The sequence below is a fragment of the Elusimicrobiota bacterium genome (genome assembly GCA_016180815.1).
GTDB lineage: Bacteria > Elusimicrobiota > Elusimicrobia > JACQPE01 > JACQPE01 > JACPAN01.
The window spans coordinates 1-23,659 of sequence record JACPAN010000023.1 but is presented as its reverse complement, the minus strand read 5'-3'; the positions used below and the strand labels follow the sequence as shown (position 1 = coordinate 23,659).

The following is a 23,659-nucleotide window of genomic DNA, read 5'->3' as shown; positions in this document are numbered from 1 at the left end:
GGCTTATTTAAGCAGGCAATTGGCCCAACAAGCAATGGAGCCTTCGGCCAACGCAGGCATGGCTTCGAAGGTTTTGAATGTGAGCCCGGCCGCATCCAAGGGCAAGCCTAAGGATTGGGCCAGCGCCCGGCGCAGGCGTTCGCGATAAGGTCCCAACTTAGGCCGCTCCGCCACGATCACGGCAGACACGCTCAAAAGTTTTTTGCGACTTTTTTTCATACGGCCTAAATAAAAATCCAAAATGCGCCGGGAATTCATAGCGCGCGTGGCGGAACTGCCGGGCGGAAAAAACTCCCCGATATCGCCCAAGCCCAAAGCCGACGCCAGGGCGTCGGCCAGCGCATGAAACAACAAATCCCCGTCCGAATGAGCCGCGACTTTGTAAGGGGCCGGGATTTTTATTCCGCCTAACAACAAATAACCGCGCGCAGCGGTTTTGATGCGATGAAGATCAAACCCCAGACCGATGCGCATGAGAAGATCGCAGCAACCCTTCCAGCATGGCGGTGTCCACCGGATAGGTCACTTTGATATTGCCGAAATACCCTTCGAAAGGAAGCACGCGTAAACCCGCGAGCTCCAAAATCTGGGCTTCATCCAAAAAATTCGTTCGGGGCGAACAAACGGCCAGGGCCCGGGTAAAATCCTTCAGGCGCACAAGTTGAGGCGTTTGCGAGGCCCTCAAATATTCGCGCCGGTCGAGCGTGCTCATTTTTCCGTTGACTGATTTGACCGTTTCCCTGACGGGGACAAGGGGCGCCACGCCGGAGGCGGACGGATTCTTACCTAAGGACGCCAGCATTCTAGGGATCCAAACGGACGGCCATAGGGGCCGGGCCGCGTCATGGACAAAAACAAAATCAGCCCAAACCGAAGGGTTTTGCCTGATGGCTTTAAGGCAATTTTTAAGCGACTCAAAACGCGTGGACCCGCCGCGCACAACGACAGGCTGCCAAGAGAACCTCCCGGGCACGGCGCCCGCGCGCTCGAGACGGCGCCACGTCCACCCGGAAGGCAAGGCCACGACAACGCCCGCTACCGAACGCGCCTGCTCGCTGATTCTTTTTAAAGACCAATAAATGAGGGGACGGCCCGCCAGCTTGACCATCGGCTTGTACGCTCCGTAGCGCTGTCCGGAGCCGGCGGCCAGAAGAATAAAAAGGGCGCGGTTACTCACGATGGTTTTTTAAGCGGGAAAAAACCATTTTCCCGGCCGATGTTTGAAGAATCGAGGTTACAAAAACTTCGACGCGTTTGCCGATCATGGCTTTAGCCGCTTCCACGACCACCATGGTGCCGTCGTCTAAATAACCGACGCCCTGCTCTTTCTCACGGCCTTCTTTCAAGAGATAAACATGAAGCGCTTCGCCCGGCAAGACCACCGGCTTTAAGGCCTGGGCCAAATCATTGATGTTCAACACCTCGATGCCCTGAATATTGGAAACCTTGTAGAGGTTGTAATCCGTGGTGATGAGCCTGGCCTTCAAATCTCTGGCCAAGCGCACAAGTTTTTGATCCACTTCCTTGATATCGGCGTAATCCGTATCCACGATGCGCATGGGCAGATATCCGTCTTCCTGAATTTTTGACAGCATATCCAGCCCGCGCCGCCCGCGCGTTCTTTTCTGGCCGTCCTGATCATCGGAAAGCCGTTGAAGCTCATCCAACACGAAACGCGTCACCAGCAACGTTCCATTGGCGATGAACTTGGTCTTTAAAATATCGGTGATGCGCCCATCGATCAACGCCGACGTATCCAAAAGAAAAAGATTCTCGCCGCGCTGCTTGGACCAGGCGGAGAGAAGCTTTTGATCCACGGTGTCGATTTCCGCATATTTCTGAACGATGAGAACCAACCCCAAATAAGCCAATAAGATTTTCACCAGAAGCGAAAAGTCCGACCAAAATCCGACCACGGCCTGCTGGCCCAATTGCCCGACCACGAAATCCAACAAACCTCCGGCGATAATGCCCAGCACCGCGCCCAAAAGACCCAAAACGATCTGCACCAACGGCACCCGGGCCAGCGAATATTCGATACCTACCACGAGCAAACTGATGGCCAAGCCCAATAAAGCGCCCTGCCAATGAGGCATGAATTGAAAATAACCGATCGATGGGCCCAAAACGATCACCAGAACGCGGAACGTCCAGATAAGAATCATGAAACCGATCCTCCTTGTTTGAAGCTTGAGAGGAAGTCCCGGGCGCGATAAAAACCGGGGCGCGCGTGGATGATTTTCGTAAAGCCCAGAGCCTGCGCTTGCTTAATCCTCAAGGCTAAATCCTTGGGGGCCAGAACATCGCCGGAGAGGGAAACCTCTCCCAAAAACGCCGCATCCGTGGGCAAACCGAAGTCCAACACCAGCGAACCCAAAGCCATCAACAGCGCGAGATCGATGCCCGGATCGCGAACCCGGACTCCTCCGACAAGCGAAAGAAAAACATCGCAGAACTCGAGCGTCACGTTCAACGAGCGCTCCAGCACCGCGATCAAAATCTGCAGACGATTGCCGTCAATGCCCAAAGCCGCCCGTTTGCCCGGAGCGAGCTTTTTTTTGCCGATCAATGCTTCGGCCTGGATCAAAAATGCCTGCCCGCCGTCTAAGGCGAACGAACTGGCCAATCCCGTGCGTTTATTTTCCGCAGCCAAGCGGGCCCTCCAATCCGCTGAAATAAAACTGGCCGAAGGATCGGCCACTTCCTTAAACCCGCCGCCGCTCATTTCAAAAACAGCCAACGCGTTGGTGGGCCCGAAACGGTTTTTCAAAACCCTCAGAAAACGTATTTCTTCGGCGCGCGGCTTTTCCAAACTGAGCACGACGTCCACCATATGCTCCAAATGTTTGGGGCCGGCCAGCGTCCCCTCTTTGGTGACATGGCCCAGCAAAATCACGGTAATGTTTTTCTTCTTGGCCAAAAAAAGAAGCCGGCCGGTCACCAAACGGATCATGGCCGGGCTGCCCGCAGGATAAGGGCCTTCCTCGGCGTTGACGGTTTGGACGGAATCAACGATCAGGCAATCCGGGGCCGTCTCCTCGGTTTTCCAAAGAATCTCCTCCAAGGTCAACGAAGATCCCAAGAGAAGGTTTTCCGAACGCGGCAGGCCCAAACGCACCAGGCGCTCGGCGATTTGGCCCGTCTCCTCTTCTCCGCTGACCATGAGCACGCGCGCCCCGTCCGCGATCAGACGGCCGGCGACTTGAGCCACCAGCGTCGACTTGCCCACGCCCGGAGCTCCCCCCATCAGGGCCATGGAACCCTGAAGAAAACCGCCGCCCAACGCTTGATCGAGCAGCGGGTAACCGCTCGCCCACCGGCGCAAATTAACCGCTGAGGCAATTTCCTCAGAAAAAGGCTTCAGGTCAAGCGCAACACCGGAGCGCTTGCGTTCGATGATGCGGCGCTCGCGGGTTTGAGCCGGGGTGAAACTCATCTCCTCTAACGCGCCCCAAGCCGAACACGCGGGGCACTGGCCCAGCCACTGAGCCGCTTCCCGGCCGCATTCCCGGCAACGAAACAAAGTTTTCGTTTTCACGATCGTTAACTGTCAAATGAGCCGAGGAATGATTTAGCGGGTCGCGGTAATGAGTCCGATGAGATAAGCCAAATCTTTATCCTCGAGCGTCACGCTCAAGCCTCCATGAAAATGTTTGGTTTGATTCATATCTTCGCCCCGGCCAACCAACGACAGCCAGGGAAAAATCTGCGCGGCCAAGCCGATATTGTAATTAACCCCTTTCAACTCGCGATTGTTGAACGTGGTATCGCGGCCGAAACTAAAAGCCTCGGCCTCCACTCTGATGCGATCGGCATAAGGAATATAGGCGAAGGGGCGCGCGCGCGCCCCGAAACCGCCCTCCGATCGGATGACGCCCGCGTAAAGATCGAGCCAAGGAAAGAATTCCTTGCCCATGCCCACGCTGAACGTGTTTTTCTTTTCGAAATCTTTAGGTTTTAGAGGCGCCTTTTTATCCCCTACGTTGGAGGCGCCCAAGAAATAATATTTGGTCGGCCGGGGCGAAAGTTTGATGCCAAAATCGCTGCGGCCTTGGGCGGCCTCGGCGTCATAGCGGAAACGATAATCCCAAAAAGCCCGGATGCGGGTAAAACGCCCGAACATTTCAGCCGCGCCCGCGCTGGCTTCTTTAAGACTTGCAACCGAGGCCTTGACCTCGTCGCCGGTTTTGGCGTCCGTCAGCAAAGCGCCCACGGCGCCCTCCCCTTTTTCGACTTTGGCCAAAATGCGGTCGGCTTTATCCAAAATTTCGTTTAACGAAAAGGTTATTTGGCGCAAATTCAACAGCGCGGCCGAGATATCGTGCTTCCGGTCCTCCAAAATTTCTCTGACGGATAAAGTGGCTGAATTTAAATTGGCCATGGTGGCGTTTAGATTGCGGCCCAGATCGTCTTTCGGGCCGCGCACGGATTCGGTCAGGCCTTTGACGGATTCCAAGGCCTGGGAAACGGACTCCTCCAAACCTAATACGGTCAAGCCCGTGATCATATCCCCTTCCTCGACAACGCCGGCTGAAGGGCTGCCGTCCGCGATATCAAGATACCGGGTGCCGATAATGCCGGTTGAAGCCACGCGCGGCTTGCAGTCTTTATAAATAACCACGCCCCTTCTAATCGAGAGCTCGGCCCGGGCCTTGCCTTCATCGAGGATGATGCGCCGCACTTTGCCCACCTGAACGCCGGCCATTTTGACCGGGGATTTTTCCGCCATGCCGGCCACGTCGTCGAAATACACGTACATCCTATAGGTCCGCTCAAAAGATACGTCTTCGAGTTTAAGGATGCCGAAGCCAAAAATTAACGTCGCCATCAAGACAAAAACGCCGACTTTCAATTTCTTGCTGTTTTCATTCATAGGTTTAGTCCCATTCCCTTAATTTAACCTTAATCGGACCATGGCTGGAACCGGTGACGAACTGTTTAACAAAAGGATTATCGGTGCTCTTGATTTCGGCCGGGGTGCCGACCTCGATAATTTTACCCTCATAAATCATCGCCAGGCGGTTGGAAATCTTATATGCGGAAACCATGTCATGCGTGACCACGATGGAAGTAACTTCCAGTTTTTTCTGCATATCGATAATGAGCTCGTTGATCATGTCGGCGGTGATGGGGTCTAAACCCGTGGTCGGCTCATCATAAACGATATATTTTGGGTCATGGGCGATGGCCCGGGCCAAGCCCACGCGCTTTTTCATGCCGCCGGAAAGCTCGGCCGGGCGCATATGCTCCACGTCGGGAAGGCCGACCAGGTGAAGCCGCTCGCGCACGATTTTGCGGATTTGGCTCTCCGGCAAATTCTTTTTAAGATTCCTTAAACCAAAACCCACGTTTTCTCCCACGGTCATGGAGTCAAACAGCGCCGCGCCCTGAAATAAAAAACCGAATTTATTCTGAATCTTAAAAATCTCCTCCTCATCATCCAACGCCGCGATATCCACGCCGTCGATGATGACTTGGCCCCGGTCCGGCTTCAACAAGCCGACCATGTGTTTCAAGGTCACGCTTTTGCCGGTGCCGGAGCCGCCGATAATGGTCATGGTTTCTCCTTCGGGGATATCCAAATCCACGCCCTGAAGAACCTTCCGGGGGCCGAAACTTTTCCACACGTCGCGCAATTGGATCATCCGTTTAACCGATCCCGAAAGCGACCAGAATAGCCGATAAAAAATAATCCGAGATCAAAATCGCCACCATGGAAAAGACCACCGCGCGCGTGGTGGCGCGGCCCACGCCTTCCGCGCCGCCGGAGGTTCTGAAACCCACGTAACAGGCGGTGGTGGCCACGATGGCCGCGAAAAAGAAGGTTTTCAAAACGCCGTGAACCACCACGTCCATCTCAATATTGGTGACGATGTCCTCCCAATAGGTGACGCCCGGAATCCCGAGCTTGGTGGTCGCGATCAAATACCCGCCCGCAATGCCCAAAAAATCGGCGTAAATGGTCAGCAAGGGCAGCATCAAAAAAGCGCCCAAAAATCTGGGCACGCCTAAATAACGGATCGGGTTGGTGCCCAGGGTATACAAAGCGTCGATTTGCTCGGTCACTTTCATCGTGCCGAGTTCCGCGGCGATGGCGGCGCCGATGCGCCCCGAAACAACGATCGCGGTGAATACCGGGCCCAATTCCTTGAGCATCGAGAAGCTCACGACAGTGCCCACGTACATGGGCTCGTTGAAAACATTTTTGAAGGAATACCCGGTTTGGAGAGCCAAAACCATGCCCACGAACAAACTTGTAATGCCCACCACAGGCAAGGAATCCACGCCGATCCTGGAGGCCTGAGCTAAAAACAGGTCGATATCGACCCGGTATTTGACCATCGAGCGCAATAAATCGCCCACCAATAAAGTGGCGTCGCCCGTCGTGGTCACGACTTGAAGCCAGCGATTTTTTAAATAGTTTGTCATCGGTAAATTTTTGCCAGCCTGAGCGCGCCTAAGCCGCAACAAAATTGATACACGCTCATTTTGGCCCATCCGGCCCAATCATTGGGCGTCACGGTTTGAGTTTCCGAGCGGCCGATCACGACAACGTCATCGCCCACATGAACATCGGCGATATCGGTGACGTCAACAATGGTCATATCCATGGTGATCAAACCCGCAATCGGCGCCTTGCGTCCGCGGATGAGGACATGCGCCCTGGGCCAAGCGCCGATGGGCAAACCGTCCCCGTAGCCGACCGGCAACGTGGCCAGCACCGAATCCCGCCGCGTGACGAACCTGCCTTCATAGCTGACCGGACGTCCTGCCGGAACTTTCTTCAAAAAAACGACGCAGGTTTTCAGCGCGGCGATCGGCTCAAAGCCGGGAGCGCCTCCGTACAACGCCAGACCGGAGCGAACCAGATCGAACTGGGACTCCGGATAGCGCGTTATGGCCGCGGAATTGGCCGCATGCACGCAGGGAACCTTGATTCCCGCGGTCTCAAGAAGCCGGCGTCCGCGTTCGAACTCGGCCAATTGCCGGCGCGTCGCCTCTTCGTCTTTGGCGCTTGCAAAATGCGTATACACGCCCTCCAGCGTCACGCTGGCCGAGTTCGACAGCAAGCGCGCGATTTGCACACATGTCTCCGGCCTGGCGCCGATGCGTTCCATGCCTGTTTCCATTTTGATGTGAACGTTCACGCGAGAATTCCGGACGCCGGTCACGCGAATAAGCTCCTGGGCCGCTTCAAGGCTCGACAAGGTCGGCGTCAAGCCGTGCTCCAGGGCCGCCTCCAAGGATTCGCCGAAAGGATAAACGCTGCCTAAAATTAAAATACGGCTTTGGGCTCCGGCCGCGCGCAACGCAATGCCTTCCTCGACCGAACTCACGCCCAGCCAGCGCACGCCGAGTTTTTCAAGCGGCCCGGCCAGGGCGCCGGCGCCGTGCCCATAAGCATTGGCTTTGACCACGGCCATGATCTGCGTAGAGGAAGAAACGAGGTAGCTTTTAAGCTTTAAAAAATTCTGTTCCAAAAGCCCCAGGGCGATTTCAAGGCGCGTGGGGCGATAAAAATCCTGGCGGACGTTAACAGAGGTCACCCGATCGCCTCGTCAAGCGTCTGCGCTTCCTCCATCACCGAGACCGCTCCGTCGGAAACCGGCTCCACGAAGCGCGTGCAGTAATCGAGAAACACCAAGGGGATGGTGCCCAGGGGGCCGTTTCTTTGTTTGCCGATAATAAGCTCAACTGCGCGGCGCTCTTCATCGGTAGGATTATCTTTCTTAAGTCCGGGGCGATAAATCATCAACACCACATCAGCGTCCTGCTCCAGCGATCCCGATTCCCTTAAATCCGAAAGCTGGGGTCGCCCGCTGCGATCTCTCTCTTCAGGCCGGCGGGAAAACTGGGACAAAGCCACCAGAGGAACGTTCAAATCCTTGGATAACGCCTTGAGGCTGCGGGAGATTTCGGAGACTTCCTGCTGCCGGTTTTCAAACCGCGAATCGCCGTGGCGCAGCAATTGAAGGTAATCGACAATGACCAATGACAGCTCTTTTTTCTGCGTGTTCAGCTCATGGGCCAAACGCCGAGCGCGCGAACGCACTTCAAGGCAGGATAGCCCCGCGGTGTCGTCGATATAAATGTCGGACTCCAAAACGCGGCTGGCCGCTTCGGTCAAATACCCGAAACGTTCCCGGTCTAAATAGCCTTTTCGCAAACGATGAGAATCGATCCTGGCTTCGGCGCAAAGCATTCTGAGCAAGATGGCCTCTTTGCTCATTTCCAAGGAAAAAATGGCTACGGCTTTCTTCTGGGTTAAGCCGGCATGACAGGCTATATTCATGGCTAAAGCGGTTTTACCTTGGCCCGGGCGCGCGCCCACGATGATGAATTCGCCTTTCTGCAGGCCCGCCGTGTATTCGTCGAGCTTAGCGAACCCCGACGACAAACCGATGACGCGATCCGTGCCGCGCGCTTTCTCCAAATTTTCCATCAAGGGATGGACGAATTCGCTCATTTTGACCATGCCGCTCGTCGAGCGCTCCTGCGACAACCGGAAAATCAGCGATTCCGCGCGATCCAGCAATTCCGAAACGCCCGAGGTCGGCCGCAGGCTGTCCGCTTTGGAATCCTCGCGATAAACGTCTTCACAAATCTTAATGCCCGCGCGCAAAAGCTCGCGTTTGACCGCCTTCTCGCGGACGATGCGGGCGTAATCGTGGATATGAGCCGCCGAGCCCACTTTCTCCATCAGGTCGGTTAGGTACGCTTCGCCGCCGGCCCCCTGATAAAGAGAATCGCCTTGAAGCTCGTTATTGATGGTGATGATGTCGATGGGGCGGCCGGCTCCGTAAAGCCTGGTCAGGGCGCGAAAAATCCTGCGGTTGACTTCTTCGAAAAAATCCTTGTCTTCAAGAACGCCGTCGAGTTTGGAAATTCCGTCGGGATCAAGGAGCAGGGCGCCCAGGCAGGCTTTTTCCGCCTCAGGCGAACGCGGGGCTCCGCTTTTGGCGCCGGGAAGCGTGGGAACCATCGATTCCGGCATTAAGAACCAACCCCCGCGCCTGTCATCAAGATCATTATTTTATCGCACTCCCCCAAAACGACGAAATCATAATCGAACCGGCGTACGGGCTGTCGGCGGGTTTACGGGGCTGCGGGTTCGCTCTTCGCGATGGTGACGCGAATGTCCGCAACAACTTCAGAGTGAAGCCGCAAGGGAACGGAAAACGTGCCGAGCGCTTTCAGCGGCGAAGGGAGCTCCAATTTGGCCTCCCGGTTGACGACGACGCCTTTGACGCGCAATGCTTTTAAGATTTGCCCCTTGCTCACCGAGCCGTAAAGCTCGTTTTTATCGTCCACCAAGACCGAAAAGGCCAATTCGACTTTTTCAACTTTGGCTTTGAATTCCTGAGCCGCTTTAATCTCTTCCCCCGATTTTTTCGCCCGCACGCTTCGGCGCGCCTCATTGGCGCGTTCGGCTCCGGGTGAATGAGGGGCGGCCAGACGCCGGGGAATTAAAAAATTGCGGGCAAAACCGTCGGCGACTTCCTTAGTATCGCCGGCGCGGCCCAGTTTGGGGACATCTTTTTCAAGAATAATTTTCATGATCAATAATAAAACGCTTTAGACGGCAAAAGGCATGAGCGCGATCAGCCGGGCCCTCTTAACGGCCGTACGAACTTTGCGCTGATGCCAGGCGCAAGTGCCGGTGGTGCGCCCGGAAAGAATTTTTCCCCGTTCGGTCGTGAAACTCCTCAAAAAAACAATGTCTTTATAATCGAGAGTATCTTTACGCTCGACGCAGAAACGGCAGGCCTTGCGCGGCCGCGCGTCGCGGCCGCCGGAAAATCTTCCGCGACGAAACGGCCCAGGACCTCCCGGACGCGGCCCGCCGGGCCCGCGAAAACCCGAGGACGGACCCCGGATCGGAGGCTTAGGCCCCTCGGCGCCGACGGCTGTTCCTGTTGTTGCTGTCGGACTCGTCTCTTCTGCCATAAATCTAGAGCGCCACTTCCTCTAGGTCGCTTGTCGCATCGGCGTCGGCGGCGCCGTAAGTCGCGGGCACGGATTCGGAGTCAGCCGCGGCGTCGGCGGCCGTCTCTGCGGCCGCTGCTTGGCCGGCTGCAGCCGAAGGAGCGGTCTCCAGAAATTGGACGCGTCGCGCCTCGACTTCCAGCGAACTTCGCTTGGTTCCGTCTTTGGCTTCCCACTGGCGGAACCGCAAACGCCCCTCGACAAGAACGGGAGAACCCTTTCTCAATCGGTCTTTGACCCGTTGAGCGGCATCGCCCCAAACATTAATATCGACAAAAGCTGTTTCATCCTGCCACTCATTGCTGGTTTTATTGAAAAACCGGCGATTGACGGCAATGCTGATGCGTCCGACCGGACGGCCGGACGGAATAAAACGCAATTCCGGGTCCCTGGTCAAACGCCCGGACAATACGACAAGATTAATTTCCGGCAACCTGATTCCCGATGTCATGCGACCTCCTTATTTCTCACGGCAGGCAAGTCAATTGCCTCAGAATATTCGGATGAAGCCGCAGCTGACGCTGCCACTCCCCCAATTCTTGGGAAGGGAGCTCGAGATGCAGGCAAACGTAATTTCCCTCGGCCTTTTTGCGAACCGGGTAAGCCAATCGGCGCCGGCCCATTCTGTCTTCTTTGACGATTTTGCCGTGGCGCTCCGCGGCGATTTTTCCGAGCTGATTCATCAGCTTGGTCAACTCGTCGTCGCTTAAAACAGGATCGACTAAAACAAGCGTTTCGTACGTCGTCATACCGGTCGATTATACCTCAAATTCAAACGTCCGTTACCGCGCCTTTTTGGCGATCTCAACCGGCGCGCCGGGCGCTATTTGATACCGGCGCCCGAAATGGCCCTGATTAACGGCCAGGCAAAGATACCCGCGGCTCGAAATCACCGCCAAGGGGCGCCCGACGCCGACGTCGCTGAAGGTAGTTAAATAAGGAAGATCGAATTTCTTGTCCCCGATCTTAACCAACAGATCTTCGCCTTTTTGCATCATGGCCTCGGCCAGCAAGGCCGCCGGGATATTCGTGATGATATTGCCGTAAGGCTCCTCGATAAATTCCACCTGGCCCTTGAGGCGGCCGCTGTCCTTCGCCGCAGGTTGATAGGGCAGACGGATCAACTCGGCCGCGACCGGACCTAAAGCCGCCAGCGGTTCCCCCCGCGCCAAGTGCGCGGACACCGGAGAAAAAATATCCCGCCCATGGAATGTGGATGAAATCGAAGCTCCCTGAATATAGTAGGCGGGATTCTCCAGCGCGCGCGCCTCCTGCAAACCCTCCTCCATCAAAACCCTGGTGAAGAGCCCATTGTCCGGGCCGACATAAAAACGCCCTTTCTTGGTGCGCAAGGCCACGGCCCGGCGCCGGCTGCCCACACCCGGATCAATGACCGCCGTGAAAACGGTCCCGGGCGGGAAATAGCCGGCGGAGGAAGCGATCAACCGGCCGGCGCCTTCGATATCGTAAGGCGTCACGTCATGCGTCAAGTCGACGATGCGCAGGCGGGGTTCAACGGCAAACATCACCGCCTTGCACACGGCCACGGAATCATCCTTAAGGCCGAAATCGGAAATAAAAACAACGGTAGGAACCGGCGGCGGTTTGAGCGCGGACAAACGTTCTCCGGCTTGGCAGCCGGCCAGCAAAGCCGCCGCCAACATAAAAGCGATATGTCTCACAGTAGAGATAGCAAGCGAGCCCTCCGAATATCTATAATAGTATTCAATGTTACCTACTTTTCGACCGAATGTCAGGAAACGCAAAAAGAGAATCGGTTTTCGCGCGCGCATGAAAACAAAAGGCGGCCGCCGCGTATTAAGCCGGCGCCGGGCCAAAGGACGCCGCCGCATAACCCTCGCCTGAAACGGGCGGGCCGCCCGGATTGATTGTCATTCCATCGGGCGCAAGGTTAACAACGACGACCGCATCGGCTCAATGAGAGCGGCCTCGTGAAACTAGGCACGAAGCGTAAAATCGGGATTTTGCTTGATCGCGGCCTGAAATGGGGGCATGGGCCGCTACGGTTTTTCGCCCAGCCTCGCGCGGAGGGACGGCCGGCCATGGGGATACTGATCTCCCGCAAGGCCTATCGCAAAGCCGTGGACCGAAACCGCTTGCGCAGGCTGTTTCGCGAAGCCTGGCGGCAAGCGCCCAAGGGCAAGCCCTGGGATATTTTGATCAGCGTTCAGAAAGGAATCGATTTAAAACGGACGAAACTTAAAGAGGCACAGGAATGGTTGATATCAGGACTCAAAAAACGCCGCCTATTGGATTAATGGGTTTGCTCGGCCTCATGGCCCAAGCCCTGGTCATGGCCTATCAGATGTTAGGCCGGGGGCTTTTGCCTGCGGCCTGCCGGTACCCGCTTAGCTGCTCGGATTACATGTTGCGGGCGATTCAAGAGCATGGGCCGGTCCACGGGATACGTTTAGGCCTCAAACGTTTGTCCGCCTGCCATCCGTTTTCAAAATCTTATGGAACCTGAAGGACTTCCGAAAAAAAACATCATCCTGGCCGCGGCCCTGGCCTTTGGTTTTTATTTCCTATGGTCCGCGCTGGTGCCCAAATTCTTCCCGGCTCAGGCGCGCCCAAGCCAGGCGCCTCAAGCCGCTCAAACCCCGGCCGCGGCTCAAACGCAGGCAACCCCCCGCATCGACAATATCAGCTTTGTAGCCTGGGGCGAGGCTGGAAAAATCAATTTAGCGCATGGAGCGGCGATTGCTGAATTGCGTCTGCCCAAAATCGGAGAAACCGCCGGGGAAACGGTGCTCGCGCCAGGCAGCGCTTTTTTGGAAACAAGCGTGCCTGCGGCGCCTGATTCATCCTGGACATTGCAACCTGATCCGGAAACCCTTCGGCTTGAATTGCCCGTGCCCGGCGGCCTGCTTATTAAGGAGTACGAATTCACCACCGGGCAGCCCGGCTTCGGGATGATGCGGCTTCGCTTCCAAGGCGACAAAAAAACCGCGGTTCAAGTGAACGTCGGCTTAAGCGCGGGCTTTGAGCATGCACGGAATCAACAACAGCAACTGTTCGCCGGTTACCTGGGGAAAAAATCGCTGGTGGTGAACTACCCCAAGAAAAAAGAGCGCACCGTGGCCGCGGCTCTCGAAGGAGAGCTGCCATTGGACGCCCTGGGTTTGGCTGGGCGCTATCATTTGGCCTTGATCCGTAAGCTGGGAACATGGGGCCGGACGGTTTCGGCCGTTGTCGACAAACCCAACGGCCATTGGCAAACGGTCCTAACGCTGGCCGGCGGCCAGACGGTTGAAATCCCCTTTTATGTCGGTGTTAAAACCGAACACGCCATGAGCGCTCTCGATCTTAAAAACATGCTTTACGGCGGGCTGCTGGGCCCTCTTAAAAAAATCATCCGCGAAACGTTGGCCGTTTTCTACAGAATCACCGGCAATTACGGCTTTGCGATCATTCTCCTGACCATCGCCTTTCAAGTTTTGCTGCTGCCCTTTACCGTCAAAAATTTAAAATTTTCCAGCAAAATGAAGGAACTCGCGCCGAAAATCCAACAGCTTCAGCAAAAATTTAAAAACGACCCCCAAAAAATGAACGCGGAGACGATGCAGCTTTACCGCTCGCACGGCACCAACCCCTTGGGCGGATGCTTGGTCATGCTGCTGCAAATGCCTATTTTTATCGCGCTTTACGGAGCGTTGAACGACAGCTACGAGCTTTACGGCGCTGATTTCATTCTGTGGATCAAAAATCTGGCGGCTCATGATCCGACCTACATCCTGCCGATTTTAATGGGCTTGGCGATGTTCGTTCAATCAAAACGCACCCAAGCCGTTTCCACGGATCCGTCCCAAAAAATCTTTCTCTACGTGATGCCGGTGATGTTCACCTTTATGTTCCTGCGTTTTCCCTCCGGCCTGGTTCTTTATTGGCTGACCAGCAACGTGATCAGCCTGGGCTTGACGGTAGCCCTGCCGAAAATTTTGGACAAAATTTCTTGAATGACAATTTGAAACCATTATCGGGGGAGGTTCAATCCGTGGATGAACAAATTCAGATAAAAACGATGAATGAAGAAACGCTGAAAAAAATCGAGGACGTCACCCGGCGGCTCTTCGACGCCATGAGCGCTGTAGTCACGGAATTAAACGTCGAATGGCAGGATTCGCAGGAGCGCATCTACGTCAATATCGAAGCCGGGCAAGACAACGGGTTTTTGATCGGCAAAGAAGGCCGCATGCTCGAAGCCCTAAAGGAAATCATCGAGGCGGTGGCCAGCCGGGCCACTGGACAACGCGTCGATATTTATCTCGACATCGGAAAATACTGGACCAAAATCGAGGTCAAAGCGCTGGAAGCCGCCAAGCGCGCCGCGGATGACGCCATGCGCACGGGCCGGCCGGTCAGGCTCGAACCCATGCACCCGATGCTGCGGCGCTTCCTGCACAAGGCCATGCAAAACGACCCCCAAGTCGAAACCGTTTCCGAAGGCGAAGGCACCTGGAAAAGAATCATCATCCAAAAGAAAGGCGGCGGATACCGCCGGTAACGGGCCTGGAAACCATCGCCGCCATCGCCACCCCGCCGGGCGTCGGCGCCCTGGGGATCGTGCGTTTAAGCGGCCCCGATGCCTTTGCCGTCGCCGGACGGTTTTTTCAAAGCAATCCCGGGATTGAAGACGCCCAGCCCCGCCAAGCCCTGTTCGGCAAAATTCAAGATGCGCAAGACGCGCCGTCGCTCATTGATTGGGTGATCGCCGTCAAATACGCGGCGCCCAAAAGCTACACCGGCGAACATATGGTGGAAATCATCAGCCATGGTTCGCCGATCATTTTGAAAAAAATTCTGGCCCTGTCCCTGGCGCACGGCGCGCGCGAGGCCCTGCCCGGGGAATTCACCCAGCAAGCGTTTATCAACGGCAAAATCGATTTGGTCCAGGCTGAAGCGGTGTGCCAATTGATCCGCGCCTCCTCGGAACGCGCCAGCCGCCTGCACGCGCAGATCGTCTCCGGGGTCTTGAGCGCGCGCATCCGCTCCCTGGCCGACGCCCTGGCCTCGGCGTTAGCCGTCGTCGAGGCATTGATCGATCATCCGGAAGAAACGGATATTGCGGCCGGCGTCAATCCGCAACGATTGGCCGCGGACGTGGAAAAAGCCAAATGCGCAATGAACGGGCTCATCAACGGTTTTCTCGGCGCCCGAAAAATCAAGGAAGGCCTGACCCTGGCTTTAGTCGGCTCGCCGAATGCCGGCAAATCAACGCTGTTTAACGCCCTGTTGGCCGACGACCGTTCCATCGTTTCTCCGGAGCCGGGGACCACGCGCGATACCGTGGAAGAAGCTCTGCAAATCAACGGCCATCTGGTGCGCTTGATCGACACCGCAGGCTGGCGCAAGGCTCAAGGAAGCATCGAAGCCATGGGCCTGGAGCGCACGCGCCGGGCCATCCGCCGGGCGGACGGCCTGCTCTGGATCAAAGACGGCTGCTCGGCGCCCGACGATGAGCAGGAAAAAACGCTGGAACGCGCCATCAATGAGGAACACAAACCGTTTTTCATCATCTGGAATAAAAAAGACAAACCGGGTTTCAATCCCGGGCACGGCAACGCCCACGAACAAGCGCAGGGCAGCGCCGCGATCTCGGCGCTTCACGGCGACGGTTTGAACGAGCTCAGGCTCGGCCTCGCCTCATTGACGGAATCGGCGCAGCCCAAAGAAGGAGAGGCGTTGGTCACCGAAGAGCGCCAGGCCCAATTGCTTCAATGCGCCCACGAAGACGCGGCCAAAGCGATCGAGCGCATCAAGCGGGAGGAGTTTGAATTGGCGAGCCTGGACCTGCGCCATGCCCTCGCCGATACGCACGCTATTTTAGGCGCCGGCGATGTGGCCGAAGAAATTTTGGCTCAAATATTTTCTAAATTTTGCATAGGAAAATAGACCGGAGGGAGGACTGCAGGGGTCCCGTCTCTTGACGGGCCGGCGTCCTCCGGAGCTCTGCGAAGGAGGACACGCATCATGCCGAAAAAGAAAACCAAGAAAAAAACGGCGAAAAAATCGCCTAAAAAAATCAAACGGCCGGCCGCAAAGGCGACCAGCGCCCGTAAAACAACAACCAAAAAAGCCAAGCCTGCCGCGCCGGGCAAAGCCGCCAAAAAAACCCCTCAAAAACCTCCGGCCGAGGTCGTTCAAGGGATTCTCCTGGGCAAAGTCGAGGATTATTTCGCGCATGTTCAGGTCGCGGCCCTGACGCTGAAAGCGGCCCTGACGGTCGGCGACACGATCAGGATCAAAGGGCACACCACCGATCTCGTTCAAAAAATAGAAAGCTTGCAGATCGATCACAAACCTGTGGCTTCGGCCAATGCCGGAGAAGGCGTCGGCATCAAGGTCAATGACCGTTGCCGAAAGGGTGACCGGGTCTATAAAATCTAACCGGCCGCCGGCGAGCGCGCGCCCTCATCATAGTCGCGCAACTTGGGCCTGGGCTTTTTATGATTTTGCCAACAGCCCTTTCTCAACCACGGTCGTTTCCGTGGTCTTCAACGTCTACTACGCCAAAGTGGTGGCCCAGGACGCCGGTTTTCCCGGAGACACGCTGTGGGGATACCTGGTGGCTGCGGCCACGCTCGCTTCAGCCGTTTGTTCACCCGTCCTAGGCGCCTTCGCGGATAAACGCCAGGTCCGCAAACCGCTCCTGGCCTGTTTCGCCATCCTGGGCGGTGCAGCCACGATCGGCCTGACCTGGAGCCAAGAGGGAACGCTTCTATTGTCCTCCGCGCTCTACTTTGTCGCCAGCTTGAGCTTTTCCTGTTCGCTGGCCTTCTATAATGCCTTCTTGAATGACCTCTCTACGGAGGAAACCATCGGCCGAATTTCCGGGTTGGGCTGGGCCCTGGGTTATATCGGCAGCGGGTTATGCCTGGCCGTCAATCTCCTGATGATCGAGAAACCCGGCGCCCTGGGTCTACCCACGGACGCGCATTGGCCGGTGCGCCTGACCTTTGCGATGTGCGGTATTTGGTGGATTGTCTTTACCCTGCCTATTTTATTCTGGGTCCCGGAACGCAGGCATGGCAACGCCCTCCTCGGCCGGGCCGCGTGGGCGGCCGCCCTGACCGGCGTCAAAAAAAGTCTGGCCACGGCGCGCACCGCCAATAAGAACCTCTTCCGCTATTTGATCGCCTATCTTCTCTATAACGACGGCATTGAAACCGCAATCGTCATGGCCGGGGTTTTCGCGAGCGAAATTTTGAGCATGGGCCAAGGTGAAATCGTGGGCTGCTTTCTGATGATTCAATTCGTGGCTTTTTTCGGCGCGCTGGGCTTCGGCCGGCTGGGCGACAGATGGGGCAATAAAAAAGCGCTGCAGTTGTCGTTGACCCTTTGGGCCATCGTCCTGGGGTGGGCCGTCATCATGCAGACAAAAACGGAATTCTGGATGGCCAGCGCCGCCATCGCCGTTGTTTTAGGCGGCAGTCAATCGCTCTCAAGAAGCCTGTTCGGCAAACTGATCCCTCAAGGATCGGAGGCCGAATTTTACGGCTTCCTCAATCTCTCAAGCAAAGTCTCGGCCACGCTAGGGCCGTTGACCTACGGTTTAAGCCGCCAATTAACGGGCAGTCCCAGGATCGGCATTCTATCGATGCTGATCTTTTTCGCGCTGGGCCAGGCTCTGCTTGTCGGCGTCCGGGAGCCTGGACGCAAGATCATGGAGGAAACGCCGGCATGAGAGAAACCGCGTCCCTGTTCTGGCAACTGATTAAATCTCCCCGGGCATTTTTCAAACGGCTGGAGAAGCCGTCGCCCGCGATTTGGCGATTTTGCCTGGGCATTTACGGCGCTTCCATCATTGCCGCCAGCATTTTTTACACATGGAAACCCGAAGGTTTCCCTAAAGACGGCTTCAGCGCCGAAGTCGGCAGCCATTCAATTTTATTCTGGCTGGCCATGGGCGCGGCGGGGGCGGGCCTGACGGTTTTAGTCGGCGCCATGATCTGGCTTCTGCTGCGCTTTCTTGAGGGCAAGTTTAAAATCACCTTGCCCCAGACTCTTCTGGTGCTGTTCGCCTCGCATGTCTGGTACCTGATCCTCTTCGCCGTCCTGGCGGCCGCGTGCATATTGATGTCCGCCGAGCTTTATAAAATCGCGGAATTTATTTTTTCCCTGGCAGGTTTTATCTTCACCATCGCCGGCATCAAAACATTGGGTCGAAGCACGGCGCCCCGGGTGTTTGTGTGCCTGTTGGTGTCGTCCTTAGGGATTGTGTGCCTGTTGTTCGGGCTTTACCTGGCTGAAATTCTGCCGGGGGATATCCTTAAGGTTTTGCTGTTTGTTTAGCGGCAACAGCCGTCTGCTTTTTCAGCAGCTCACGCCGCAACAAATCCAACGCGTAGCAGGCCATTTTTTCCTTCAGCCTCAGGCGGTCCCCGGAGAACGTCCGGCAGACGGATTCGGTCGCCGCGCCTTTATGGCCCACCGCAAACCAGGCCATGCCCACCGGTTTCTCCGGCGTGCCTCCCGACGGCCCGCAAATCCCGGTGACCGCCACGGACCACTGGGCGTTGGAGCGCATCAGAAGCCCTTCGGCCATTTGCCGGACCGCGGATTCACTGACCGCGCCCTGCGTGCGCAAGATTTCCGGGGAAACCCCCAAAAATCTTGTCTTGGCCTCGTTGGAATAAGCCACGACCGCGTCCGTTAAATAAGCGGAGCTTCCGGGGATATCGGTCAGCCGGTCCGCGATCATGCCTCCGGTGCAGGATTCAGCCACCGCCAATTTAGCGCCCGCGGCCGCGAGCATCCGGCCGACTTGTTCCTCAAGCGTGATCCCGTTTTCCCCCAATAAGTCGTCCCCGAAAATTTTTCGCATCTCCTGCGTAATTTTGTCCAACAAAGCGCCGGACTCAAGTCCGCGAGCCTGAAAAATAAGATCGATGATATAAGAGGAGGCAAGGATCGTCGGCTCGACGCCGTCCTTAGGCCAAGCCGCCAACAGCGGCTTGGCCATCTCCTCAACGCGTGATTCCGTGAAGCCAACGACTTGAAAAGATTTAACGACGATACCATCGCCGGAAAATTTTCCGCGCAGCAACGGCAAAGCGACGTTGAGCGCGCTTTCCAATTCCTTGGAAGGGCCGGGCAAAAGAAGAAGGACCCGCTCGCCCAAATCTAAATACTGCCCCGGAGCCGTTCCGGCTTCATTATCCAGAACCGAGGCGCCGTCCAAAACCAATGCTTGGCGCTCGTTGCTGGAGGGCATGGCGAGCTTAACCTTGTCGAAGCGCGCCTTAATTTTTGCGAGCAACTCGGGGGCAGGATTGAGCGTCCGGCCCAACGCACGCGCCGCGGCTTCACGGCTGACATCATCGAAAGTCGGGCCCAACCCGCCGGTAACGATCACCAAGGATGAACGCTCCAACGCCGCGGATATGGCTTGCGCGATCTCACCTTCATTGTCCGCCACCAAAGCGGCGCGCGCCATGCGAAAACCCAAAGGCGCCAACGCGCGCGACAAAAACGCGGTATGCGTGTTGTGCCGGAACGTCAACAGTTCGGTGCCGACATGAATGGCTTCCGCGTCCATAACCGATGCTGGCATGGCGTCCATTATGACAAAACGCACTTCTCCTTTTTAGAATAATCTAGTCATGGATTTAGGACTCAAAAACAAAGTCGCCCTGGTGCTGGCCTCCTCCAAAGGCTTAGGCAAGGCCGCGGCCATGGCTTTGGCGAACGAAGGCTGCCGCCTGGCCGTCTGTGGCCGCGACCCTAAAACCTTGAACGCCGCAGCCAAAGAAATCAAACGAATAACCGGAGCCCCCGTGCTGGCCGAAGCCATGGACGTAGAAAACAAGCGCGCCCGCGAACGCATGATCGGTAAAATTCTCAAGCGCTACGGCGGCATCGATATTTTGGTGACTAATTCAGGGGGACCCGTCCCCGGCAAAAGCCTCGAATTGCCGGATCGGGAATGGCCCAAGGCGGTCTCTTCGACCCTGATGGTCGCCGTGGACTGGACGCGGGCCGTGGCCCCGGTCATGATGAAAAAACGCTGGGGGCGCATCATCCACATCCTCTCCATCAGCGTCAAGCAGCCCATCGATGGGCTGATCCTCTCCAACACCATGCGCGCCGGCGCCGCCGGATTCGCCAAAACCACGGCCACGGAACTCGCCCCTCACGGCATTTTGGTCAATGCGTTGTGCCCCGGGCTTTTTCTGACCGGCCGTCTCGAAGAATTAATCGAGCGGCGGCGAAAACAATCCGGGAGAAGGCGGGCTGAGGAAGCCGAGCGCATGGCTTCGGAAATTCCGCTGGGGCGCATCGGCCGTCCCGAAGAGCTCGGATCCGTGATCGCTTTTTTGGCCTCGGAACGCGCGAGTTTTATTACCGGGGCCGTGCTTCAGGTCGACGGCGGGCTTTACCGGGGTCTTCTTTAAGAAAAGCCTCGATTAGCCGGGCCAACTCTTGAGTCCGCTCGGTCGCCACCGCATGGCCCACGCCCGTCAATTCAATCAGCTGAGAATTGGGAATCAGCTCTTTGAGACGGCGCACGCCCGCGACCATACCCGGAGTAGGGTCCTCATCCGCCGAAATCAACAACGTCGGCTGGGAAATGGCCGGGGCGATCGGAAACAAGGAATGGCCGATTTGATCCGCGGCCATGCCCCAATACATGCGCAGAAAGCCGCGCGACAAAACTTCCGGGAAATAACGTTCGAATGTCTCCTCAAGCGCCTGCTTGCTGCCGGAAAAATGCTTGCTGTACCAAAAACGCGACTGGATTTTGACCGTGGGCCAAAACAACGGGCGTCCTGCGATCAGTCTGGTAGCCCAAGCCAGCCAAGGACGGGCCGCCCAAGCTCCGGCCGGAGAAAACGCGATCAGCCGCCTAAAACGCTCCGGATCGCGCGCGCCCAAACGCAGCGTTAAATGCCCGCCCAAACTGCCGCCGGCCAAATGGCAATGCGCGATGCCGAGCGCGTCAAGGAAGTGCAGGAACGTGTCTTCATAAAAGGCCAACGAATATTCGCGATCGGGCTTATCCGAGTATCCGGAACCTGGAAAATCCAACGTGATGATGCGCCAACCCCCCTTGGGCAGCAAATATCGAATCAGCGCATCGTATTCCTCGACTCTTGATGAGTGACCGGGGATCAACACCAGCGGAAAACCCGAACCCTCATCGACATAACGCAAGCGCATCCCATCGACGACAATGTCTTTTTGAACGTAAGGAGTCGCCCCCGCGCGCTGAGGCCGGTTGAGAACCGGGGGATCGGATTGAAAACATGCCCCCAATAAAAGAGCGCTTAAAATCAACAGAAAAACAGAAGGCTTCCCCAGCATACCGACAGTATGCCAATAAGCCGGCCGGGGTATAATAAAGCTATGAATAACTCCTCGAAGACGGCCAAATGGCGCCGCATTATGGATGCGACCGAAGTGCTGAAAATGCCCAAACGCCCGCTGGCCACCTTTGGCCCGACCAATATCGCTTATTGCTGTCTGTCGGCCTTGAGTGAACGCAGCACGCGCATCCGATCCGGCGTGGTGTTCGCCGAACGGCCGGCCATTATTTTGCCGAATGATCTGCGCCAAACATTCCAAGGATTCGAGCCGCAAGCCCGCGAATTCGCCGAGGAGCTGTTCCGGCATTTCGGCGACCGGCTGCGGGCCCTGGGGTACAAATTCCGCCATGAGCCCGGACCTTCGCGAGACGCCGAACGGCCGTTCCATGACGCCTATCAAGAAATCCTCGATTCCTTAAACGATGAAAACCGCTGCGCTGTTTTGCGCGGACCGGACGCCTATTGGGGGATTTCCCTCATGAAATTCACCCTAGAAATGTCGGCCGCGTCCTTCGCCGGCAATATCATGGAACTAGAAGAACGCGGGCTTTTCAATCCGGAGAAGCGCCTGAAAAATCAATTGGAGCTTCTTTTCAATAAAGCCGAACGTTCCGCCGAGAACGTGAGCTTGTTGGCCGAGTTCCTCAAACAAAACGATATTTTTGAAGAATATGAAGACCGCTTTTTTGATCTGATTCAACGCAACCGCCGGCTTGAACAATAAAAACATCCCGGTCAAAATTCTAGCGAGCGTCGCGGCTTTCCCTGACAATCGTTTCCTTCAAAAAGATATTGCGCTCAAACTCGGCTACAACGACGGTTTACGCCGTTCTTTTTTTGAATCAAGCGGCATCAAACAACGCGCGCTGTTCTGGCCCAAAAATTTCAACCCGCGCAACGAATCGGCGCCGGACGCCTATCGCCGGGGCTTAAAAGGGTTGACCGCCTTGGCCGAACGTTCGGCCAAGGCCGCGCTGAAAACAACGGGGCTTGACGCGCGCTTGATCGATTTTCTGGCCACGACAACCTCGACGGTCAGCGCTTGCCCGGCGCTTGACACGGCCTTGATCGGCGGCTTGAATTTAAAAACGGGCGTCGAACGCCTGCATATCAGCGATATCGGATCAGCCGCCGGGGTTTTGGCCGTCAAGCGCGCTTGGGATCATCTATTGGCTCACCCCGGCGGGCGCGCCCTGATCACGGCTTCTGAAATCTGCTCAGCCTGCCGCGTGCCGGGCGGCAATTTAAGCGACGCCGTGGGCGAGGCCCTATTCGCGGACGGGGCGGCCTCGGTGCTGATCTCCAATCACCCAAAAGATTCATCGAAGCCCGGCTTTGAAATTCTCAAGGGCTTCTCGCTTGTGGCCCCGCAGTACGGCAGATTCATGCGCTTTGACTTCACCTCCAACCCCAGGCGCTTCGCGTTATCGAAGGAAATCCGCTCCTTGATGGGGCGGCTCTTCCAACAATTCGCCCGGCGCTCGATCGGCCCCAAAATAAAATCCGTCAAATTTTGGATGATCCACCCAGCCGGCCCGAAAATCCTGGATCACATCGAATCCTTGATGGACTTTCATAACACCGAGCTTCGCTTCACGCGCGACGTCTTTCGCCATCATGGCAATTTGGCTTCGGCCACCTCCCTCGTGGTTTTAAAAAACGTGATGGAATCAAAAGAGCCTAAAACAGGCGATTTGGCGCTGTTGGCGGCCATGGGACCGGGCTTGGGCATCGAGGGTTTGCTGCTTCGCTGGGATCAGGGATGAACTATTTTCTTTATTCCTGGATTTTCTTCAGCATGATCGGGTTTTCCTCGGAATCCGTATTCACGGGCGTCAAAAAAATTTTAGGCAGCGTGAAGTCTAAAAAACCGGTCGACTGGCACCTCTCCTGTGAAACCTGGCTCTGGACGCCCGTGGTTTACGGCTTGAGCGCGGCCGTCGGTTTTCATCCGGCCGTGCAATCATGGGCGGGCGTCGCGGACCTGACCTGGCCGCTCAGGGGCCTGATCTACACCGCGGGCATTTTCGGCATCGAATTTTTTTGGGGCTGGCTTTTGGATCAAACCATAGGCTTTTGCCCCTGGGATTACGGAAAAACAAAATGGTCCGTTAAAGGCTATATCCGGCTCGATTATTGGCCGTCCTGGTTCGCCTTCGGCATGATTCTGGAGCAGGCGGGCCTGATTTTTGCGCGTATTTTCCCCTGCCTTTAATCATGCGCGTCTATATTATCCGCCACGGCCAGTCCCCCTCGGCTGCTGAGGCGGGGGTGGATTCGGATGCCGAACGGCCGCTGTCCGCTTCCGGCCGGCAAGATATCACCCGATTGGCCAAGGCTCTAAA

The 23,659-nt window shown here is 56.4% G+C and carries 30 protein-coding genes; 14 read left to right on the top strand and 16 right to left on the bottom strand.

Features of this window, described 5'->3' with window-relative positions; translation table 11 throughout:
• Positions 1-3: 3 nt before the first annotated feature.
• The 14 genes from ispF to HYT79_11205 form a co-directional block, all read right to left on the bottom strand.
• The gene (gene ispF / locus HYT79_11270) at positions 4-474 is read right to left on the bottom strand and encodes a 2-C-methyl-D-erythritol 2,4-cyclodiphosphate synthase (GenBank protein ID MBI2071168.1); all 471 of its coding nucleotides are present in this window, start codon (positions 472-474) and stop codon (positions 4-6) included.
• Positions 452-1,177: a 2-C-methyl-D-erythritol 4-phosphate cytidylyltransferase gene (locus tag HYT79_11265; protein MBI2071167.1), complete on the bottom strand. Its 726-nt coding sequence runs from the start codon at positions 1,175-1,177 to the stop codon at positions 452-454. The genes ispF and HYT79_11265 overlap by 23 nt, the downstream gene beginning before the upstream one ends.
• Positions 1,170-2,165 (bottom strand): TRAM domain-containing protein, encoded by a 996-nt coding sequence (locus tag HYT79_11260; GenBank protein MBI2071166.1) that lies wholly within the window; start codon positions 2,163-2,165, stop codon positions 1,170-1,172. The genes HYT79_11265 and HYT79_11260 overlap by 8 nt, the downstream gene beginning before the upstream one ends.
• Positions 2,162-3,538, bottom strand: coding sequence for a DNA repair protein RadA (gene radA, locus HYT79_11255; GenBank protein MBI2071165.1), 1,377 nt, complete (start codon positions 3,536-3,538; stop codon positions 2,162-2,164). The genes HYT79_11260 and radA overlap by 4 nt, the downstream gene beginning before the upstream one ends.
• Before the next feature lie 33 nt (positions 3,539-3,571).
• Positions 3,572-4,873 (bottom strand): MCE family protein, encoded by a 1,302-nt coding sequence (locus HYT79_11250; GenBank protein ID MBI2071164.1) that lies wholly within the window; start codon positions 4,871-4,873, stop codon positions 3,572-3,574.
• Between the two features lie 4 nt (positions 4,874-4,877).
• On the bottom strand, positions 4,878-5,645 hold the full coding sequence (locus tag HYT79_11245; protein MBI2071163.1) for an ABC transporter ATP-binding protein: 768 nt from the start codon (positions 5,643-5,645) through the stop codon (positions 4,878-4,880).
• Positions 5,646-5,649: 4 nt separating this feature from the next.
• Positions 5,650-6,429, bottom strand: a complete 780-nt coding sequence (locus HYT79_11240; GenBank protein ID MBI2071162.1) for an ABC transporter permease — start codon at positions 6,427-6,429, stop codon at positions 5,650-5,652.
• Positions 6,426-7,547 (bottom strand): alanine racemase, encoded by a 1,122-nt coding sequence (gene alr / locus HYT79_11235; protein ID MBI2071161.1) that lies wholly within the window; start codon positions 7,545-7,547, stop codon positions 6,426-6,428. The genes HYT79_11240 and alr overlap by 4 nt, the downstream gene beginning before the upstream one ends.
• Complete coding sequence (gene dnaB, locus HYT79_11230; GenBank protein MBI2071160.1) at positions 7,544-8,995, bottom strand: replicative DNA helicase; 1,452 nt, start codon at positions 8,993-8,995, stop codon at positions 7,544-7,546. Before dnaB ends, alr begins: the two co-directional genes overlap by 4 nt.
• A 101-nt stretch (positions 8,996-9,096) precedes the next feature.
• Positions 9,097-9,558 (bottom strand): 50S ribosomal protein L9, encoded by a 462-nt coding sequence (locus tag HYT79_11225; protein ID MBI2071159.1) that lies wholly within the window; start codon positions 9,556-9,558, stop codon positions 9,097-9,099.
• Positions 9,559-9,576: 18 nt separating this feature from the next.
• Positions 9,577-9,948 carry a 30S ribosomal protein S18 gene (locus tag HYT79_11220; protein MBI2071158.1) on the bottom strand — a complete coding sequence of 124 codons (372 nt, stop codon included), beginning with the start codon at positions 9,946-9,948 and terminating at the stop codon, positions 9,577-9,579.
• 4 nt (positions 9,949-9,952) lie between these two features.
• On the bottom strand, positions 9,953-10,438 hold the full coding sequence (locus HYT79_11215) for a single-stranded DNA-binding protein (protein MBI2071157.1): 486 nt from the start codon (positions 10,436-10,438) through the stop codon (positions 9,953-9,955).
• Positions 10,439-10,454: 16 nt separating this feature from the next.
• Positions 10,455-10,736, bottom strand: a complete 282-nt coding sequence (gene rpsF, locus HYT79_11210) for a 30S ribosomal protein S6 (GenBank protein MBI2071156.1) — start codon at positions 10,734-10,736, stop codon at positions 10,455-10,457.
• Positions 10,737-10,769: 33 nt separating this feature from the next.
• Complete coding sequence (locus HYT79_11205; protein MBI2071155.1) at positions 10,770-11,669, bottom strand: SAM-dependent chlorinase/fluorinase; 900 nt, start codon at positions 11,667-11,669, stop codon at positions 10,770-10,772.
• Between the two features lie 46 nt (positions 11,670-11,715).
• On the opposite strand from HYT79_11205, the gene rpmH reads away from it, so the two are divergent.
• From rpmH to HYT79_11160, 9 genes are all read left to right on the top strand, one after another.
• Positions 11,716-11,853, top strand: a complete 138-nt coding sequence (gene rpmH, locus HYT79_11200; protein MBI2071154.1) for a 50S ribosomal protein L34 — start codon at positions 11,716-11,718, stop codon at positions 11,851-11,853.
• Positions 11,854-11,939: 86 nt separating this feature from the next.
• Entirely contained in the window at positions 11,940-12,266 is a 327-nt protein-coding gene (gene rnpA, locus HYT79_11195; GenBank protein ID MBI2071153.1) for a ribonuclease P protein component, read from the top strand.
• Positions 12,267-12,283: 17 nt separating this feature from the next.
• On the top strand, positions 12,284-12,475 hold the full coding sequence (locus HYT79_11190) for a membrane protein insertion efficiency factor YidD (protein MBI2071152.1): 192 nt from the start codon (positions 12,284-12,286) through the stop codon (positions 12,473-12,475).
• On the top strand, positions 12,465-13,964 hold the full coding sequence (yidC, locus tag HYT79_11185) for a membrane protein insertase YidC (protein MBI2071151.1): 1,500 nt from the start codon (positions 12,465-12,467) through the stop codon (positions 13,962-13,964). The genes HYT79_11190 and yidC overlap by 11 nt, the downstream gene beginning before the upstream one ends.
• Before the next feature lie 38 nt (positions 13,965-14,002).
• Entirely contained in the window at positions 14,003-14,512 is a 510-nt protein-coding gene (locus HYT79_11180; protein ID MBI2071150.1) for a KH domain-containing protein, read from the top strand.
• Between the two features lie 59 nt (positions 14,513-14,571).
• Positions 14,572-15,900 carry a tRNA uridine-5-carboxymethylaminomethyl(34) synthesis GTPase MnmE gene (gene mnmE, locus HYT79_11175; GenBank protein ID MBI2071149.1) on the top strand — a complete coding sequence of 443 codons (1,329 nt, stop codon included), beginning with the start codon at positions 14,572-14,574 and terminating at the stop codon, positions 15,898-15,900.
• A gap of 255 nt (positions 15,901-16,155) precedes the next feature.
• Positions 16,156-16,395 (top strand): translation elongation factor-like protein, encoded by a 240-nt coding sequence (locus HYT79_11170; protein ID MBI2071148.1) that lies wholly within the window; start codon positions 16,156-16,158, stop codon positions 16,393-16,395.
• Entirely contained in the window at positions 16,355-17,692 is a 1,338-nt protein-coding gene (locus tag HYT79_11165; GenBank protein ID MBI2071147.1) for an MFS transporter, read from the top strand. The genes HYT79_11170 and HYT79_11165 overlap by 41 nt, the downstream gene beginning before the upstream one ends.
• A complete protein-coding gene (locus tag HYT79_11160; protein ID MBI2071146.1) occupies positions 17,689-18,300 on the top strand; it encodes a hypothetical protein in 612 nt (203 codons plus the stop codon). The genes HYT79_11165 and HYT79_11160 overlap by 4 nt, the downstream gene beginning before the upstream one ends.
• Here HYT79_11160 and HYT79_11155 read toward each other — a convergent pair.
• Positions 18,278-19,561 carry a CinA family nicotinamide mononucleotide deamidase-related protein gene (locus tag HYT79_11155; GenBank protein ID MBI2071145.1) on the bottom strand — a complete coding sequence of 428 codons (1,284 nt, stop codon included), beginning with the start codon at positions 19,559-19,561 and terminating at the stop codon, positions 18,278-18,280. The genes HYT79_11160 and HYT79_11155 overlap by 23 nt on opposite strands.
• Positions 19,562-19,610: 49 nt before the next feature.
• On the opposite strand from HYT79_11155, the gene HYT79_11150 reads away from it, so the two are divergent.
• The gene (locus HYT79_11150; protein ID MBI2071144.1) at positions 19,611-20,402 is read left to right on the top strand and encodes an SDR family oxidoreductase; all 792 of its coding nucleotides are present in this window, start codon (positions 19,611-19,613) and stop codon (positions 20,400-20,402) included.
• On the opposite strand, the gene HYT79_11145 is transcribed toward HYT79_11150, so the two are convergent.
• A complete protein-coding gene (locus tag HYT79_11145; protein ID MBI2071143.1) occupies positions 20,350-21,312 on the bottom strand; it encodes an alpha/beta hydrolase in 963 nt (320 codons plus the stop codon). The two genes, HYT79_11150 and HYT79_11145, sit on opposite strands and share 53 nt — an antisense overlap.
• Positions 21,313-21,354: 42 nt before the next feature.
• On the opposite strand from HYT79_11145, the gene HYT79_11140 reads away from it, so the two are divergent.
• The 4 genes from HYT79_11140 to HYT79_11125 form a co-directional block, all read left to right on the top strand.
• The gene (locus tag HYT79_11140) at positions 21,355-22,038 is read left to right on the top strand and encodes a hypothetical protein (GenBank protein MBI2071142.1); all 684 of its coding nucleotides are present in this window, start codon (positions 21,355-21,357) and stop codon (positions 22,036-22,038) included.
• The gene (locus tag HYT79_11135) at positions 22,028-23,080 is read left to right on the top strand and encodes a hypothetical protein (GenBank protein MBI2071141.1); all 1,053 of its coding nucleotides are present in this window, start codon (positions 22,028-22,030) and stop codon (positions 23,078-23,080) included. Before HYT79_11140 ends, HYT79_11135 begins: the two co-directional genes overlap by 11 nt.
• Entirely contained in the window at positions 23,077-23,529 is a 453-nt protein-coding gene (locus HYT79_11130; GenBank protein MBI2071140.1) for a hypothetical protein, read from the top strand. The genes HYT79_11135 and HYT79_11130 overlap by 4 nt, the downstream gene beginning before the upstream one ends.
• A 2-nt stretch (positions 23,530-23,531) precedes the next feature.
• Positions 23,532-23,659 (top strand): histidine phosphatase family protein (locus HYT79_11125; GenBank protein MBI2071139.1); only part of this gene is annotated, 128 nt, incomplete at its 3' end.

What these genes read in the sequence shown, in the direction of transcription:
- ispF (MBI2071168.1), bottom strand. Translation starts at nt 474, where the DNA reads ATGCGCATCGGTCTGGGGTTTGATCTTCATCGCATCAAAACCGCTGCG.
- HYT79_11165 (MBI2071147.1), top strand. Translation starts at nt 16,355, where the DNA reads ATGACCGTTGCCGAAAGGGTGACCGGGTCTATAAAATCTAACCGGCCG.
- HYT79_11155 (MBI2071145.1), bottom strand. Translation starts at nt 19,561, where the DNA reads ATGCCAGCATCGGTTATGGACGCGGAAGCCATTCATGTCGGCACCGAA.
- HYT79_11140 (MBI2071142.1), top strand. Translation starts at nt 21,355, where the DNA reads ATGAATAACTCCTCGAAGACGGCCAAATGGCGCCGCATTATGGATGCG.
- HYT79_11160 (MBI2071146.1), top strand. Translation starts at nt 17,689, where the DNA reads ATGAGAGAAACCGCGTCCCTGTTCTGGCAACTGATTAAATCTCCCCGG.
- HYT79_11190 (MBI2071152.1), top strand. Translation starts at nt 12,284, where the DNA reads ATGGCCCAAGCCCTGGTCATGGCCTATCAGATGTTAGGCCGGGGGCTT.
- HYT79_11130 (MBI2071140.1), top strand. Translation starts at nt 23,077, where the DNA reads ATGAACTATTTTCTTTATTCCTGGATTTTCTTCAGCATGATCGGGTTT.
- HYT79_11145 (MBI2071143.1), bottom strand. Translation starts at nt 21,312, where the DNA reads ATGCTGGGGAAGCCTTCTGTTTTTCTGTTGATTTTAAGCGCTCTTTTA.
- yidC (MBI2071151.1), top strand. Translation starts at nt 12,465, where the DNA reads ATGGAACCTGAAGGACTTCCGAAAAAAAACATCATCCTGGCCGCGGCC.
- HYT79_11215 (MBI2071157.1), bottom strand. Translation starts at nt 10,438, where the DNA reads ATGACATCGGGAATCAGGTTGCCGGAAATTAATCTTGTCGTATTGTCC.
- rpmH (MBI2071154.1), top strand. Translation starts at nt 11,716, where the DNA reads ATGTTACCTACTTTTCGACCGAATGTCAGGAAACGCAAAAAGAGAATC.
- HYT79_11240 (MBI2071162.1), bottom strand. Translation starts at nt 6,429, where the DNA reads ATGACAAACTATTTAAAAAATCGCTGGCTTCAAGTCGTGACCACGACG.
- rpsF (MBI2071156.1), bottom strand. Translation starts at nt 10,736, where the DNA reads ATGACGACGTACGAAACGCTTGTTTTAGTCGATCCTGTTTTAAGCGAC.
- HYT79_11250 (MBI2071164.1), bottom strand. Translation starts at nt 4,873, where the DNA reads ATGAATGAAAACAGCAAGAAATTGAAAGTCGGCGTTTTTGTCTTGATG.
- HYT79_11260 (MBI2071166.1), bottom strand. Translation starts at nt 2,165, where the DNA reads ATGATTCTTATCTGGACGTTCCGCGTTCTGGTGATCGTTTTGGGCCCA.
- HYT79_11220 (MBI2071158.1), bottom strand. Translation starts at nt 9,948, where the DNA reads ATGGCAGAAGAGACGAGTCCGACAGCAACAACAGGAACAGCCGTCGGC.
- dnaB (MBI2071160.1), bottom strand. Translation starts at nt 8,995, where the DNA reads ATGCCGGAATCGATGGTTCCCACGCTTCCCGGCGCCAAAAGCGGAGCC.
- HYT79_11150 (MBI2071144.1), top strand. Translation starts at nt 19,611, where the DNA reads ATGGATTTAGGACTCAAAAACAAAGTCGCCCTGGTGCTGGCCTCCTCC.
- HYT79_11245 (MBI2071163.1), bottom strand. Translation starts at nt 5,645, where the DNA reads ATGATCCAATTGCGCGACGTGTGGAAAAGTTTCGGCCCCCGGAAGGTT.
- HYT79_11225 (MBI2071159.1), bottom strand. Translation starts at nt 9,558, where the DNA reads ATGAAAATTATTCTTGAAAAAGATGTCCCCAAACTGGGCCGCGCCGGC.